General features: G+C 67.6%; 11 protein-coding genes. 4 read left to right on the forward strand and 7 right to left on the reverse strand.

Annotation, left to right across the window (positions count from 1 at the left end):
- Nucleotides 1-5 precede the first annotated feature (5 nt).
- From holA to FZ029_RS09505, 4 genes are all read right to left on the reverse strand, one after another.
- On the reverse strand, nucleotides 6-1,031 hold the full coding sequence (gene holA, locus FZ029_RS09490; RefSeq protein ID WP_149269034.1) for a DNA polymerase III subunit delta: 1,026 nt from the start codon (nucleotides 1,029-1,031) through the stop codon (nucleotides 6-8).
- Nucleotides 1,032-1,049: 18 nt separating this feature from the next.
- The gene (lptE, locus tag FZ029_RS09495; RefSeq protein WP_149201630.1) at nucleotides 1,050-1,592 is read right to left on the reverse strand and encodes an LPS assembly lipoprotein LptE; all 543 of its coding nucleotides are present in this window, start codon (nucleotides 1,590-1,592) and stop codon (nucleotides 1,050-1,052) included.
- Entirely contained in the window at nucleotides 1,579-4,149 is a 2,571-nt protein-coding gene (gene leuS, locus FZ029_RS09500) for a leucine--tRNA ligase (protein WP_149269035.1), read from the reverse strand. The genes lptE and leuS overlap by 14 nt, the downstream gene beginning before the upstream one ends.
- An 84-nt stretch (nucleotides 4,150-4,233) precedes the next feature.
- Nucleotides 4,234-4,773 carry a DUF3576 domain-containing protein gene (locus FZ029_RS09505; RefSeq protein ID WP_149269036.1) on the reverse strand — a complete coding sequence of 180 codons (540 nt, stop codon included), beginning with the start codon at nucleotides 4,771-4,773 and terminating at the stop codon, nucleotides 4,234-4,236.
- 334 nt (nucleotides 4,774-5,107) lie between these two features.
- Between FZ029_RS09505 and FZ029_RS09510 the strand changes: the two genes are divergently transcribed.
- From FZ029_RS09510 to FZ029_RS09520, 3 genes are all read left to right on the forward strand, one after another.
- On the forward strand, nucleotides 5,108-6,268 hold the full coding sequence (locus FZ029_RS09510; RefSeq protein WP_149201632.1) for a porin: 1,161 nt from the start codon (nucleotides 5,108-5,110) through the stop codon (nucleotides 6,266-6,268).
- Between the two features lie 353 nt (nucleotides 6,269-6,621).
- On the forward strand, nucleotides 6,622-7,716 hold the full coding sequence (locus FZ029_RS09515; protein WP_149269037.1) for a porin: 1,095 nt from the start codon (nucleotides 6,622-6,624) through the stop codon (nucleotides 7,714-7,716).
- A 347-nt stretch (nucleotides 7,717-8,063) separates the two neighbouring features.
- Complete coding sequence (locus FZ029_RS09520; RefSeq protein ID WP_149269038.1) at nucleotides 8,064-9,152, forward strand: porin; 1,089 nt, start codon at nucleotides 8,064-8,066, stop codon at nucleotides 9,150-9,152.
- A gap of 76 nt (nucleotides 9,153-9,228) precedes the next feature.
- Here the strand turns inward: FZ029_RS09520 and FZ029_RS09525 are convergent, their stop codons facing one another.
- The gene (locus FZ029_RS09525; RefSeq protein ID WP_149201635.1) at nucleotides 9,229-9,831 is read right to left on the reverse strand and encodes a hypothetical protein; all 603 of its coding nucleotides are present in this window, start codon (nucleotides 9,829-9,831) and stop codon (nucleotides 9,229-9,231) included.
- A 159-nt stretch (nucleotides 9,832-9,990) separates the two neighbouring features.
- On the opposite strand from FZ029_RS09525, the gene FZ029_RS09530 reads away from it, so the two are divergent.
- Nucleotides 9,991-10,734, forward strand: a complete 744-nt coding sequence (locus FZ029_RS09530; RefSeq protein WP_247892232.1) for a YggS family pyridoxal phosphate-dependent enzyme — start codon at nucleotides 9,991-9,993, stop codon at nucleotides 10,732-10,734.
- A 29-nt stretch (nucleotides 10,735-10,763) separates the two neighbouring features.
- On the opposite strand, the gene FZ029_RS09535 is transcribed toward FZ029_RS09530, so the two are convergent.
- A complete protein-coding gene (locus tag FZ029_RS09535; protein WP_149269039.1) occupies nucleotides 10,764-11,321 on the reverse strand; it encodes a L,D-transpeptidase family protein in 558 nt (185 codons plus the stop codon).
- On the reverse strand, nucleotides 11,318-12,301 hold the full coding sequence (locus FZ029_RS09540; RefSeq protein ID WP_149269040.1) for a hypothetical protein: 984 nt from the start codon (nucleotides 12,299-12,301) through the stop codon (nucleotides 11,318-11,320). The genes FZ029_RS09535 and FZ029_RS09540 overlap by 4 nt, the downstream gene beginning before the upstream one ends.
- Nucleotides 12,302-12,438 lie beyond the last annotated feature (137 nt).

Here is a 12,438-nt window from a genome sequence, read left to right on the forward strand (position 1 = left end):
GCCCCTCAGCGCCGGGCGCCCAGCGAAGCCAGTTGGAACAGCACACGGGCGCACAGCGTCTCGTCCGGCATGTTGGTGCGCTTGCAGTCGGCCTCGGCATCGACCAGCCGTTCCAGCGCCTGCCGGACATGGTTGGGCGACCAGTGGCGCGTCTGTTTGACCAGCCGGGTCTTCAGCTTGAAGAAGACCGGCGGGCGCAGCGACTCGACGGCGGCCTCCGCCGACTTGCCGGCGGCGACCTGCGCGGTGAGCAGTTGCAGGCGCTGGAAATGGCGCTGGGCACCGCGCAGGATCGGCACCGGCGAGGTGCCCTCGGCGAACAGCCGCGCCAGCGAGCGGTCGAGGGTGGCGAAATCGCCCTCCGCCGCCGCCCACACCGGCTCGTCCATCGACAGGGCGGCGCTGTCGCCGATGCAGGCCTGGGCATCCTCCAGCCGCACGCGCTTTTCCTTGCCCATGTAGAGCGCCAGCTTCTCCGCCTCGCCGCGGGCCACCATGCGGTCGCCGACGAGGTTGGCGGCCAGGAAGCTCAGCACGTCGGGATCGGCGGTCAGCCCATGGCCATGCAGGATGTCGGCGATGACGCGGCCGAGCGACGCCTCCTCCTCCACATAGCAGGGAATCGCGGCGGCGGCGTCCGCTCCCTCGAACAGAAGCCGCAGCTTGGAGCGGGCCGACAGGTCGCCCGACTCGACCACCACCAGACTGTCGCCCGGCGGCAAATTCTCGAAGAAGGCGGTGAAGGCGGCGGTGGCGTTGTCCTCCGCGTCGCGGACACGGATCAGGCGCCGGCCGCCGGTGAAGGAGATCGCCGCGGCTTCGTCCACCAGCCGGGCCGGATCGTCGGCGATCGCGCGCCCCAGGAACTCGGCGACGCGGAACGGATCGGACAGATCCTGCACCACGGTCTTGCCCAGCGTCTGGGCGCGGTCGCGCACGAGGCCCGAGTCGGGGCCATAAAGCAGCACCGCCCGAACCTTGCGGTCCGGGCTGCGCAGAAAACCGTCGATCGCCTTGGGCTGGAGCTTCACCCGTGCATCCCCGGCCGGTCAGGACCCGCGGCCGAGATACATGGCGACGCGGGTGGTGATGTCGTTGGAAATATCCTCGAGCGCCCGGTCGTAGGCGCTCTGCACCGTCACGATGGCCGCGTAATGCTGCTCCAGCGTGTTGTAGCTGATCATCGAGCGCGAGCTGGATTGGAACACCACCTGACCGGTCTGGGTGTCGGTCAGACGGTAGGGGGCGTTGACCAGCAGCTGGGCGCGCACCGCGGTGGCGTCCTTCTGCAGGGCCAGCTTCTGCTCCGACGCCGACAGCGCCACATCCAGCCGGTAGCGCGGATTGCTCGGCCGCTCCGACGGATAGAAGTTGTCGATCAGCAGGTTGCGCAGCTTCTGCCCTTCCCGGTTGGGGATCGACGCGATGTCGACCTCCATCAGCCGGTCGGCTGCGGCGGCTCCAACCCCCTGGCCACCGTAGAGCGGCTGGAAGCCGCAGCCCGACAGCGACAGGGCGGACAGACCGAGCGCGAGGGCGAACAGCCCCCGCGCCACGGTCTGGCGGAACAGTCTGGTATCAGACGACGACATTGATCACCCGGTTCGGGACGACGATGACCTTGCGCGCCGGCTTGCCGTCCATGGCGCGCTGGACGTTGGCATCGGCAAGCGCCGCCTGCTCCGCTGCGTCCTTGTCCATGTCGCGCGGCAGCTCCAGCGTGGCGCGCAGCTTGCCGTTGACCTGGACCGCGACCTTGACGTTGTCCTCCACCACCAGGGCGGGGTCGGCCTCCGGCCAGGGCTGGTCGGCCAGCAGGGTGGTGTGACCCAGCTGCGCCCACAGCTCCTCGCCCAGATGTGGCATCATCGGGCCGACCAAGCGGACCAGCGACTCGAAGCCTTCGCGCAGGACCCAGCCCTCGCCCTCGCCGGTGCCGTCCAGCTCGCCCAGCGCGTTGGACAGCTCGCGGACACGGGCGACCGCCTTGTTGAAGCGGAACTTGTCGAGGTCCTCCGACACGCCGGCGATGGTCTTGTGGACCAGACGGCGGGCGACTTCGGCCTTCGGGCCGAACGACTCCGGCTTCGGAGCGCCGGCGGCCGGCAGTTCCACCGGCGCCTCGGTCACCATCCGCCACAGGCGGTTGATGTAGCGCCAGGCACCGTCGATGCCGGCCTCGGTCCATTCCAGATCGCGTTCCGGCGGGCTGTCCGACAGCATGAACAGGCGGGCGGCGTCGGCGCCATAGGTGCCGATGATGTGCGCCGGGTCCACCACGTTCTTCTTGGACTTCGACATCTTCTCGACGCGGCCGACATTGACCGGCGCGCCGCTGTCGGCCCGGACCCACTCGCCCTTGTCGTTCTTGGTCAGGTCGGTCGGGGCCAGCCAGGCGCCGGTGCCGGCGTCCTTGTAGGTCTCGTGGTTGACCATGCCCTGGGTGAACAGGCCGGTGAACGGCTCCTCCAGATCCAGATAGCCGCAGGTCTTCAGCGCGCGCGTCCAGAAGCGGCTGTAGAGCAGGTGCAGGACCGCATGCTCGATGCCGCCGATATACTGGTCGACGCCCAGCCAGTAATCGACCGAGTCGCGGGTGAAGGCCGCATCCTCGGTCTTCGGCGAGCAGAAGCGGGCGAAATACCAGGACGACTCGATGAAGGTGTCGAAGGTATCGGTCTCGCGCAGCGCCGGCTTGCCGCAGGTCGGGCAGCTGGTGTGCTTCCAGGTCGGGTGGTGGTCCAGCGGGTTGCCGGGCTTGTCGAAGGTCACGTCCTCCGGCAGCACGACCGGCAGCTGGTCGTCCGGAACCGGGACGATGCCGCAGGATTCGCAGTGGATGACCGGGATCGGGCAGCCCCAATAGCGCTGGCGCGACACGCCCCAGTCGCGCAGGCGGTACTGGGTGGTGCGCTCGCCCTGGCCCGCCGCTTCCAGCCGCTTGCCGGCCTCGTCCTTGGCCGACTCGGTATCGAGTCCGTCGAGGAAGGCGGAGTTCCGCAGCACGCCGGGGCCGGTGTAGGCCTCGGTCCCGACCTCGAAGGCGGCCGGGTCGGCATCGGCCGGGATCACCACCGGACGGACCGGCAGGCCGTACTTGCGGGCGAAATCCAGGTCGCGCTGGTCATGCGCCGGGCAGGCGAAGATCGCGCCCGTGCCGTATTCCATCAGCACGAAGTTGGCGACATAGACCGGCAGCTCCCACGACGGATCGAAGGGATGCACGACCTTCAGGCCGGTGTCGAAGCCGCGCTTCTCCGCCGTCTCGATCGCTTCCTCGCTGGTGCCCAGCCGGTTGCATTCGGCGATGAACTCGGCCAGTTCCGGGCTGGACGCGGCCAGTTCGGCGGCCAGCGGGTGATTCGGGGAGATCGCGGCGAAGGAGGCGCCGAACAGCGTGTCCGGACGAGTGGTGAAGACCTCCAGTTCCTCCTCGCGCCCCTTGATGCGGAAGCGGAAACGGACGCCGGTGGACTTGCCGATCCAGTTCTCCTGCATGATGCGGACGCGCTCGGGCCAGCGGTCCAGCGTCTCCAGGCCCTTCAGCAGGTCTTCGGCATAGGCGGTGATCTTCAGGAACCACTGCGACAGCTTGCGCTTTTCCACCAGCGCGCCGGTGCGCCAGCCGCGGCCGTCGATCACCTGCTCGTTGGCGAGAACGGTGTTGTCCACCGGGTCCCAGTTCACCCAGGATTCCTTGCGGTAGGCGAGGCCCGCCTTCAGGAAATCCAGGAACATCTTCTGCTCGTGGCGGTAATACTCCACATCGCAGGTGGCGATCTCGCGGTCCCAGTCGATGGACAGGCCCATCGTCTTCAGCTGCCCGCGCATGGTCGCGATGTTCTCGCGCGTCCAGGCGGCCGGGTGGACCTTCTTCTCCAGCGCGGCGTTCTCGGCCGGCAGGCCGAAGGCGTCCCAGCCCATCGGGTGCAGGACGTTGAAGCCCTTGGCGCGCTTGAAGCGCGCGATCACGTCGCCGATGGTGTAGTTGCGGACGTGGCCCATGTGGATGCGCCCCGACGGATAGGGGAACATCTCCAACACATAGTATTTGGGCCGGGAGGCGTCCTCGCGCGCGGTGAAACAGCCATTGCCGTCCCACACGCCCTGCCACTTCGCCTCGGTTTCCTTGACATTGTAACGCGACATGAACGCGACGCCGTTTTCCGTTGTACCAGATGCTCGAAGGCCCGGGGGACCGCCCGGGGGCAGCCCGAAGAGCCGGCCGCCGCGTCAGCGGGCGACGGCGTTCTGCGAGACCCGAAGCTGGCGGGCGCGGGTCAGCACCGCATCCTCCAGCTGACCGGCGGTCTCCGGCCCGACCGCAACCTCGCGCCAGTCGTTGCCGGTCCGCTGCTGGCGGAACACCGACACCCGCACGCCGTCGGCGCGCAGCTGGCGGTCCATGATGTAGAGGTTGACCTTGAAGCGCTCGGCCGGCGAATCGGGCGGGGTGTACCAGTCGGTGAGGATCACGCCGCCGAACGGATCGGCCGAGGCGATCGGCATGAAGGACAGCGTGTCGAGCGAGGCGCGCCACAGGAAGCTGTTGACGCCGATGCCGCCGGCGCTGTCCTGGTCGCCGCCGCGCTTGTTCTTGCCGAACAGGTTCAGGCCGCCATCGGTGCCGAGCAGGCTGCCGAACTTGTAGTCCTTGTTCTTCATCTGCTCTTCGACGGTTTCGGTCTTGCCGCCCCAGCTTGCGCAGCCGGCGATCGAGACGGAAGCCGCGAGCAGTACAGGGACAAGGCGAAGGGCGGTCGAACGGCGCATGGTCGGGAACCCGGTTCAGAAATGGGGATACCGCGCGCGAGTCACGCGCGGAATGCCGGTGAACAGACCATAAGTGGACGGCCCCACGCAACAGCGGAAGCGTCTTTGCCCCGCCTCGCGACAACAGGACGACAACAGGCGGGGTCTGCCGGCTTCGACTGTGGCGGGGCGGACAGGGGGGTCTTCTTAGTGTGCTCCGTGCGACACACTGTCCCCCCAATGCAGCAATCGGGGAGATTTGCCGCTTGCTGGCAAGGGCGGGGGTGCGTACGAAAGTCTCAGCCAGGACGTCAACCAGGCTGAAACATCTGCTGCCAGGATGGAGGCAACAATCATGAACCGTTATCTGCTGGCCGGCGCCGCTGCCGCCGCTCTCGCTTTCGGCGCTGGCGCCGCCAACGCCCAGGCCAAGTTCGAAGTCAAGGTCGGCGGCGACGCCTACTTCGAAGCCGGCTACGTCGATCAGGATCTGGACTCCGGCCTGCGTTCGACCGAATTCCGCAACCGCATGCGCATCAACATCATCCCGTCCGCCAAGGCCGACAACGGCCTGGAGTACGGTGCCCGCATGCGCATCCGCGCCAACTCCGGCGCCAACAACGCCCGTACCACCGACGCTGACCGCGCTTACATCTTCGCGCAGGGCACCTTCGGTCAGGTCCGCATGGGCGTGACCAACTCGTTCAACGACGAGACCTACGTCTCGGCGCCGACCGACTACCTGCCGCTGGCCCTGGTCGATCAGGTCCAGAACTACTTCGGCCCGAACACCAACATCGGTGGCAACGGCCCGGCCGCGACCGTGACCGGCAACAGCATCATTTGGCCGTCGCTGAACCCGGACGGCAACTCGACCAAGATCGTCTACTTCTCCCCGCGCTTCGCCGGTCTGCAGCTGGGCGCCAGCTACACCCCGCGTAACGACAGCTCGGGCACGGACGTCAACCGCACCAAGCCGGTCGGCACCTTCGCCGGCGGCGGCAACGGCACCTACACCGACATGGTCGAAGTCGGCGCGAACTACAACAACACCTTCGGCGGCGTGACCGTCAAGGGCAGCGCCGGCTACTACTGGGGCCAGGCCGTCGACAACGTCGCCGGTTCGAACTACAAGGACCTGAACGCTTGGCAGGTCGGCGCCAGCGTCGGCTACGCCGGCTTCAGCGTCGGCGGCAGCTACACCGACTTCGGCAAGTCGGGCCTGAACGACCGTACCGGCCTGTTCACCGAGTCGACCCGCAACTGGGTTGTCGGCGCTCAGTACACCACCGGCCCGATCGTCGTCGGCGCCAACTACAAGAACGGCAAGGACGCCGGCTCGGTGGCCCTGTCCGGCGACCGCGAGCTGCAGGTCTACGAAATCGGCATCGGCTACACCGTTGCTCCGGGTCTGACCCTGCAGGCTCAGTACGACTACTTCGACCTGGACGCCGAGACCTCGGCGCTCAGCGACAAGGGCAACGTCGTGCTCGTCCGCACCGTCCTGGCGTTCTAATCGATCCGTCGATCGAACGTCCGGTAACGGAAAGAGAGGGCGGTGGCTTCGGCCACCGCTCTTTTTTTATGCCCAATTTTATGCCCGCGGCGCGGGCAGGGCGCCCAAATCCTGAGCCGCATTTGCGCCAAAAAAGCGGCAGAACCAATTTTCCCTTTCTTTTCAGAGAGTTACCTGTGTGGTTTTCCCGCAACTGTGTTGCGGATGCGTGAAGGCACGTCAGTTTCCCCCTTGTCGGCCCGGGCAACTCGCGATTAAGTCATCCGCATAAGGGCCCCGACCGGAAGGTCACGGCCGATAAGACAACCGCCGCTCCCGGTCAAACGGGGCGTACGCACAAGGATGGACAATCCATGAAGCGCTCTCTCGTTATCGGCTGCGCAGCCGTTGCCCTCGCCGCCGGCTGCGGCACCGCCTCGGCCCAGTCCAAGTTCGACGTCCTGCTGGGCGGCGACGCCTTCTTCCAGGGCGCCTATGTCGACCAGGACAACGACAACGGCCTGCGCAAGACCGAGTTCGCCAACCGCTTCCGCCTGACCGTCACCCCGACGGCCAAGGCCGACAACGGCCTGGAATACGGCGCCCGCCTGCGTCTGCGCGCCAACAACGGCACCAGCAACGTCCGCACCACCGACTACGACCGCGCCTACATCTTCGTGAACGGCACCTTCGGTTCGGTGCAGGCCGGCGTGACCAACGGCCCGTCGGACGACTCGGGCGTCATCGGCCCGAACGTCGACGGCATCTCGGGCAGCCCGGACGGCTTCTACAGCATCTACTACGGCGTCACCTCGCTGCCGTACGTGACGGGTTCGCTGCGCACGCTCGAGTCGGGCGACGCCAGCACCAAGATCGTCTACTCGACCCCGAGCTTCGCCGGCTTCAAGCTGTCTGCCGCCTACACCCCGACCTACGGCAGCAGCGGCACCGACGTGAACCGCCGCAAGAACGTCACCTACAACGACATGGGTGAAATCCAGGCCTACTATAAGGGCGCCTTCAGCGGCGTCGGCCTGGAAGCCAGCGTTGCCTACCAGTTCGCCCAGGCCCCGACCGGCTTCGAAGACCTGTCGTCGGTCCACACCGGCGCCACCATCTCCTACGGCGCCTTCGCCATCGGCGGCAGCTATGCCTTCAGCGGCGACAGCGGCTACCGCAAGGGCCATACCGGTGTTGACGACAACCAGGTCTGGCTGGTCGGCGCCCAGTACACCCTGGGTCCGGTGATCCTGGCCGCCACCTACACCGACGCCAAGGGCGCCAATGTCGGCACCGGTGCCGCCACCGCCGCCGATTATGCCCGCGCCCACATCTATCAGGCCGGCGTGACCTACACCGTCGCCCCGGGCCTGACCACGGGCCTGGAGTACAGCTTCGTCGACAACAAGTCGGGCGGTCGTGACAACGACGCCAACATCGTTCTGTGGGACACCCGCTTCGCTTTCTAAGAAGCAGGCTCCTGGCAGCAGACGCGAAGGCGGCGGAGAAATCCGCCGCCTCTTTTTTTGTCCCGCCGGTCGAAAAGACCACCGCGCCCCTTGCCAAAAGAGTTAACCCTTTCGGGTGACAAAACAGCGATCTCTTTGCAAGCAACTCCAAGCAATTCGCCAAATACTTAGTATATGAATTTACATGATCCGGGAGTGCGTGTTTTTCCCGTCACTGTCCTCGGGATGCGGAGACCTCCACCATCTCGGCCACTTGTCGGTCGCCGGGTGGCGGGATTAAGTCTTGGAGCACAAGACACCGCTCGCGCCTCCCTCCGATGAGGCGCATGCATCCAGGATGACACGTCATGAAGCGCTCTCTCGTCATCGGCTGTGCAGCCATCGCCCTCGCCGCCGGCTGCGGCACCGCCTCGGCCCAGGCCAAGTTCGATATCCTGTTGGGCGGCGACGCCTGGTTCCAGGGCGCCTATGTCGACCAGGACAATGACACCGGGCTGCGCCAGACCGAGTTCGCCAACCGCTTCCGCCTCAACATCACCCCGACGGCCAAGGCCGACAACGGCCTGGAATACGGCGCCCGCCTGCGTCTGCGCGCCTCCGGCGGCACCGCCAACAACCGCAGCACCGACAGCGACCGCGCCTTCATCTTCGTGAACGGCGGCTTCGGCACGGTGCAGGCCGGCGTGATCAACGGCCTGTCGGACGAATACGGCATCATCGGCCCGAACGTCGAAGGCATCGAAGGTTCGCCCGACGCCCAGTTCCTGAATTATTACGTGAACGCCACCGGCGCCCCCTATGTGCTGGGCAGCCTGCGCACGCTGGAATCGGGCGACGCCAGCACCAAGATCGTCTACCTGACGCCGAGCTTCGCAGGGTTCCAGGTCGGCGCCGCCTACACCCCGGTGTACGGCAGCAGCAACACCGACGTGAACCGCCGCAAGAACACCACCGCCTATCACGACATGGCCGAGGTCCAGGCCACCTACAAGGGCGCGTTCGGCGGCTTCGGCGTGGAGGCGAGCGCCGCCTACCAGTTCGCCAAGGCGGCCAGCGGGCTCGAGGACCTGTCCTCGGTCCATGTCGGCGCCAATGTGTCCTATGCCGACTTCAAGATCGGCGGCAGCTACGCGTTCAGCGGCGACAGCGGTTATGCCACCGGCACCCGCGGGGTGGACGATCAGCAGCTGTGGATCGTCGGCGCCAACTACACGCTGGGTCCGGTCATCCTGGCCGCCACCTACACCGACGCCAAGGGCATCGACGGCAATTTCGCCGGGCTGAACTCCCGCGCCCATGTCTGGCAGGCGGGCGTGACCTACACCGTGGCGCCGGGCCTGACCACGGGTCTGGAATACAGCTATCTCGACAACAAGGTCGGCGGCGTGAACAACGACGCCAACATCGTCCTGTGGGACACCCGCTTCGCTTTCTGAGCGTCGGGGCCCGGTACGGCACGAACGCGAAAGGCGGCGGAGAAATCCGCCGCCTTTTCCGTCATTCCGGACCGCCCTATTTCTTCGGAGCGGATTTCGGCTGGTCGGCCTTGGCATCCTTGGCCGCGGTGTCGCACATCATGAACAGCACCGACGACTCCAGCGGCGTCCAGACCAGCAGGTAGCGTTCCTTGTTACGGTCGGCGAGGAAGGCGATGGTTTCCGGATCGGTCACGGACTTGGGGTGGATTTCCCCCAGCAGAAAGCCGAGACGACCGTAATTCGCCATCGTCCCCTGGAAGATGAAGTCCAGACGCTCCTGATCGTCCTTCGCGATTTCCCAGCCGAATTGCTCCTGCCGCACGCAGCGACGGCCGTATTCGTCCAGAACCTTGTCCATGAAGCTGCGATAGGTGCCGTCGTCCGTCAGCGGATAGGCGGGCTCGCTGAAGCGCACCTTGGTCATCGGCGAGCCGAGCATCAGCTTGGCCTTGCCATTCTTGGCGCCGGGCTTCGCCTGGGCCTCAGCTTTGGGCGTTGCGGTTTTGGGAGCCGGCTTCGCATGGTCTTCGGCGTGGGCGGGAGTGGCGACGGACCAGACGGCGACCGCGGCAGCAAGGAGGCCGGCGGGGGCCGCCGACGTCAGGACGGAGAGCAGGGAACGAAACGGACTCCGCATGCGGAGGTCTCCTCGATATGCAAAAACGATGACGATCCCCCGCACCGGCGATCCGGACGCAAAGGGCATGGTCGCTTGGGGCGCTTGCGTTTCCGCGGACCGTCCGCTAACACGCCGCGGAAGCGCTGTACACCCGCAGCGACCGGATTGGGGGCGGCCATGACGACGACGCAGGGCACTGGCAGAGATACGCAAACCGGCGCCGAAGCAGGCGGTTCCGCCGGCGCGGACAACGTGGCGGGACGGCTCGACTCGGTGCGCCGCGCCATTGCGGAAACGGCTTCGGCCTGCGGCCGCGGCAACGATGCGGTGACGCTGGTCGCCGTGTCGAAGACCCATCCGGCCGAAGCGGTGGAGGAGGCGCTCGCCGCCGGCCAGCGCGTGTTCGGCGAGAACCGGGTGCAGGAGGCCAAGGCCAAGTTCCCGGCGCTGAAGGAGCGCTTTCCCGAACTGGAACTGCACCTGATCGGTCCGCTGCAGACCAACAAGGTCAAGGACGCCGTCGCCCTGTTCGACGTGATCCAGACGCTGGACCGCCCGAAACTGGCGGAGGCGCTGGCGGAGGAGATGGCGAAATCCGGCCGCCGCCCGCGCTGCCTGATTGAGGTCAACACGGGCGAAGAACCGCAGAAGGCCGGCATCGCTCCGGCGGAGGTGGAGGCCTTCCTGGCCGACTGCCGCGACCGGCTGGGGCTGCCCGTCACCGGGCTGATGTGCATCCCGCCGGTGGACGAGGAGCCGGCGATGCATTTCGCCCTGCTGGCGGAGATGGCCCGCCGGCTGGGGCTGTCGGAAATCAGCATGGGCATGAGCGGCGATTACGAGACCGCGGTCCGCTTCGGCGCCACCCATGTGCGGGTCGGCACGGCGATTTTCGGCGCGCGCCCCTATCCGGCCCAGTGAACGGCCCGGCCCGCTAACAGGTCGCAGCATCAGGCGGCCGGGCCGGCGACGCTCAGCGCGCTTCCCGGCCCGCAGTCCTTCAACAGGCGCAGCATGTCGTCGGGTGCCAGCGCGACGCAGCCGGCGGTCGGCGTACGGTCCGGGCGGACGAGGTGCAGGAACACGGCACTGCCCATCCCCGGCACCACCGGGTCGTCATTGTGCCCCATCACCACCACGACGTCGTAGACATGATCGTCCCGCCACATCTCCTCGTGGCTGGCGGGATAGGGCCGGATGACCGGACGGTTGTAGGCGGGATCTTCCGGCGCGTCGCACCAGCCGTCATGTTCGGCGATCGGGTGGAGCGGCAGCCCGGTCTCCGGCGGAGCCAGCCGGTCGGCACGCCACAGCACGCGACGCAGCGGGAAGCGGCCGACGGGGGTGGCGCCGTCGCCCTCCCGCTTGTCGGCACGGACGCCGCCGCGGCCCAGCACGCAGGGCACCTCGCCGCCCGGCCAGCGCAGCCGGCCGGTTGTGACCGGTGCGCCGTCATTGCCGCCGCCATTGCCGCCGGCATCCGGCGTCACGGTGATCTCGATCGTCATCCCGACACCCGCGTGGTGGTGCTCGCGGCACCCTGCGCCGCCTTGCGCGACTGCTCATACTTGGCGAGGTTGCGCATCATCGTCTCCGACAGCATGTCCGGCGCGACCGGAGTCTGGGCGGCGGCAGGGGGCGCTTCGGTTGGCTGGCCGCCCGGCTGTCCGGCGGCGGGCTGGGGCTGGCCTCCGTTGGCCGCCGTCGCGCCGGCGGTGCGCGCGTTGGCGGTCACCGCCCCGGGGACCGGCGCCGCATAGCGGGGGGCGCTGTGCTTCGCCAGCGCGGAGCTGGCCAGCGGCGTGTCGCGCGCCGGCATCTTGCTGGGGTGCGGAGCCGCCCCGGCCGCGAGCTGCGCCGTCAGGACCGGTGAGGCATCTGCCGATTTGGCGGCGGAGGTGGCGGCAGAGCCGGAGGCCGCAAGCCGGACCGGCTGCCCGGCAGCGGGCTGCGGCGTCGTCGCCCCGAGATCGGCGGGCTTGGCGGCGGCCAGCGCGGCGGCAAGTCCACCGGCGGGCGCCTGTTGCGCGGGCTGCGCCTGCTTCGGCGCTGCGAGGGGCTCCGCGGGGGAGCCGGACGCCGCCGGCCCCCCCGAGGCGTCCGCGACGGCCGTGGAGGCGGCGGGATGGTCACCGCCCCCAAAGCCGAGCGAGGTCATGACCGTTTCGCCGACATCCTGACCCGTCGCCTGTTCGACCACCGCGTTGGCGATGGAGGCCATGCCACCGATCACGCCGCCATACAGCATGTCGCCCATGATCCGCATGGACGGCTGGATGGTGTCGCCGGTGATCTCGCGATAGATGGTGCTGACGATCGGGATGTGCTGCAGCGGGTTGATGATGTCCAGGAAGTCCCAGAAGGACATGTCGCCCTGGATTTCAACCGGGCCGCCATTGTGGCCGTCGCTGATGACCGGCGACGCCTTTTCGCGCGGCACCGGACGCTGTACGGCGCTGCTGTCGATCATGGTGGCGTCGATGGCCATGGGCGGTCTCCCGGCTCGGTGGTCACGACAGGTACAGCAAGCGGCGTGCCAAGCCGGGGCGCCCGATCCGAACCGGAATCGACCGATTCGGGAGGATCCGGACGGTCAGCACCCGGAATCCGATTCCCAGCGCGGCC

The organism is Azospirillum sp. Sh1 (genome assembly GCF_008365135.1).
Taxonomy (GTDB): domain Bacteria; phylum Pseudomonadota; class Alphaproteobacteria; order Azospirillales; family Azospirillaceae; genus Azospirillum; species Azospirillum oryzae.

What these genes read in the sequence shown, in the direction of transcription:
- lptE (WP_149201630.1), bottom strand. Translation starts at nt 1,592, where the DNA reads ATGTCGTCGTCTGATACCAGACTGTTCCGCCAGACCGTGGCGCGGGGG.
- leuS (WP_149269035.1), bottom strand. Translation starts at nt 4,149, where the DNA reads ATGTCGCGTTACAATGTCAAGGAAACCGAGGCGAAGTGGCAGGGCGTG.
- FZ029_RS09505 (WP_149269036.1), bottom strand. Translation starts at nt 4,773, where the DNA reads ATGCGCCGTTCGACCGCCCTTCGCCTTGTCCCTGTACTGCTCGCGGCT.
- FZ029_RS09510 (WP_149201632.1), top strand. Translation starts at nt 5,108, where the DNA reads ATGAACCGTTATCTGCTGGCCGGCGCCGCTGCCGCCGCTCTCGCTTTC.
- FZ029_RS09515 (WP_149269037.1), top strand. Translation starts at nt 6,622, where the DNA reads ATGAAGCGCTCTCTCGTTATCGGCTGCGCAGCCGTTGCCCTCGCCGCC.
- FZ029_RS09520 (WP_149269038.1), top strand. Translation starts at nt 8,064, where the DNA reads ATGAAGCGCTCTCTCGTCATCGGCTGTGCAGCCATCGCCCTCGCCGCC.
- FZ029_RS09525 (WP_149201635.1), bottom strand. Translation starts at nt 9,831, where the DNA reads ATGCGGAGTCCGTTTCGTTCCCTGCTCTCCGTCCTGACGTCGGCGGCC.
- FZ029_RS09530 (WP_247892232.1), top strand. Translation starts at nt 9,991, where the DNA reads ATGACGACGACGCAGGGCACTGGCAGAGATACGCAAACCGGCGCCGAA.
- FZ029_RS09535 (WP_149269039.1), bottom strand. Translation starts at nt 11,321, where the DNA reads ATGACGATCGAGATCACCGTGACGCCGGATGCCGGCGGCAATGGCGGC.
- FZ029_RS09540 (WP_149269040.1), bottom strand. Translation starts at nt 12,301, where the DNA reads ATGGCCATCGACGCCACCATGATCGACAGCAGCGCCGTACAGCGTCCG.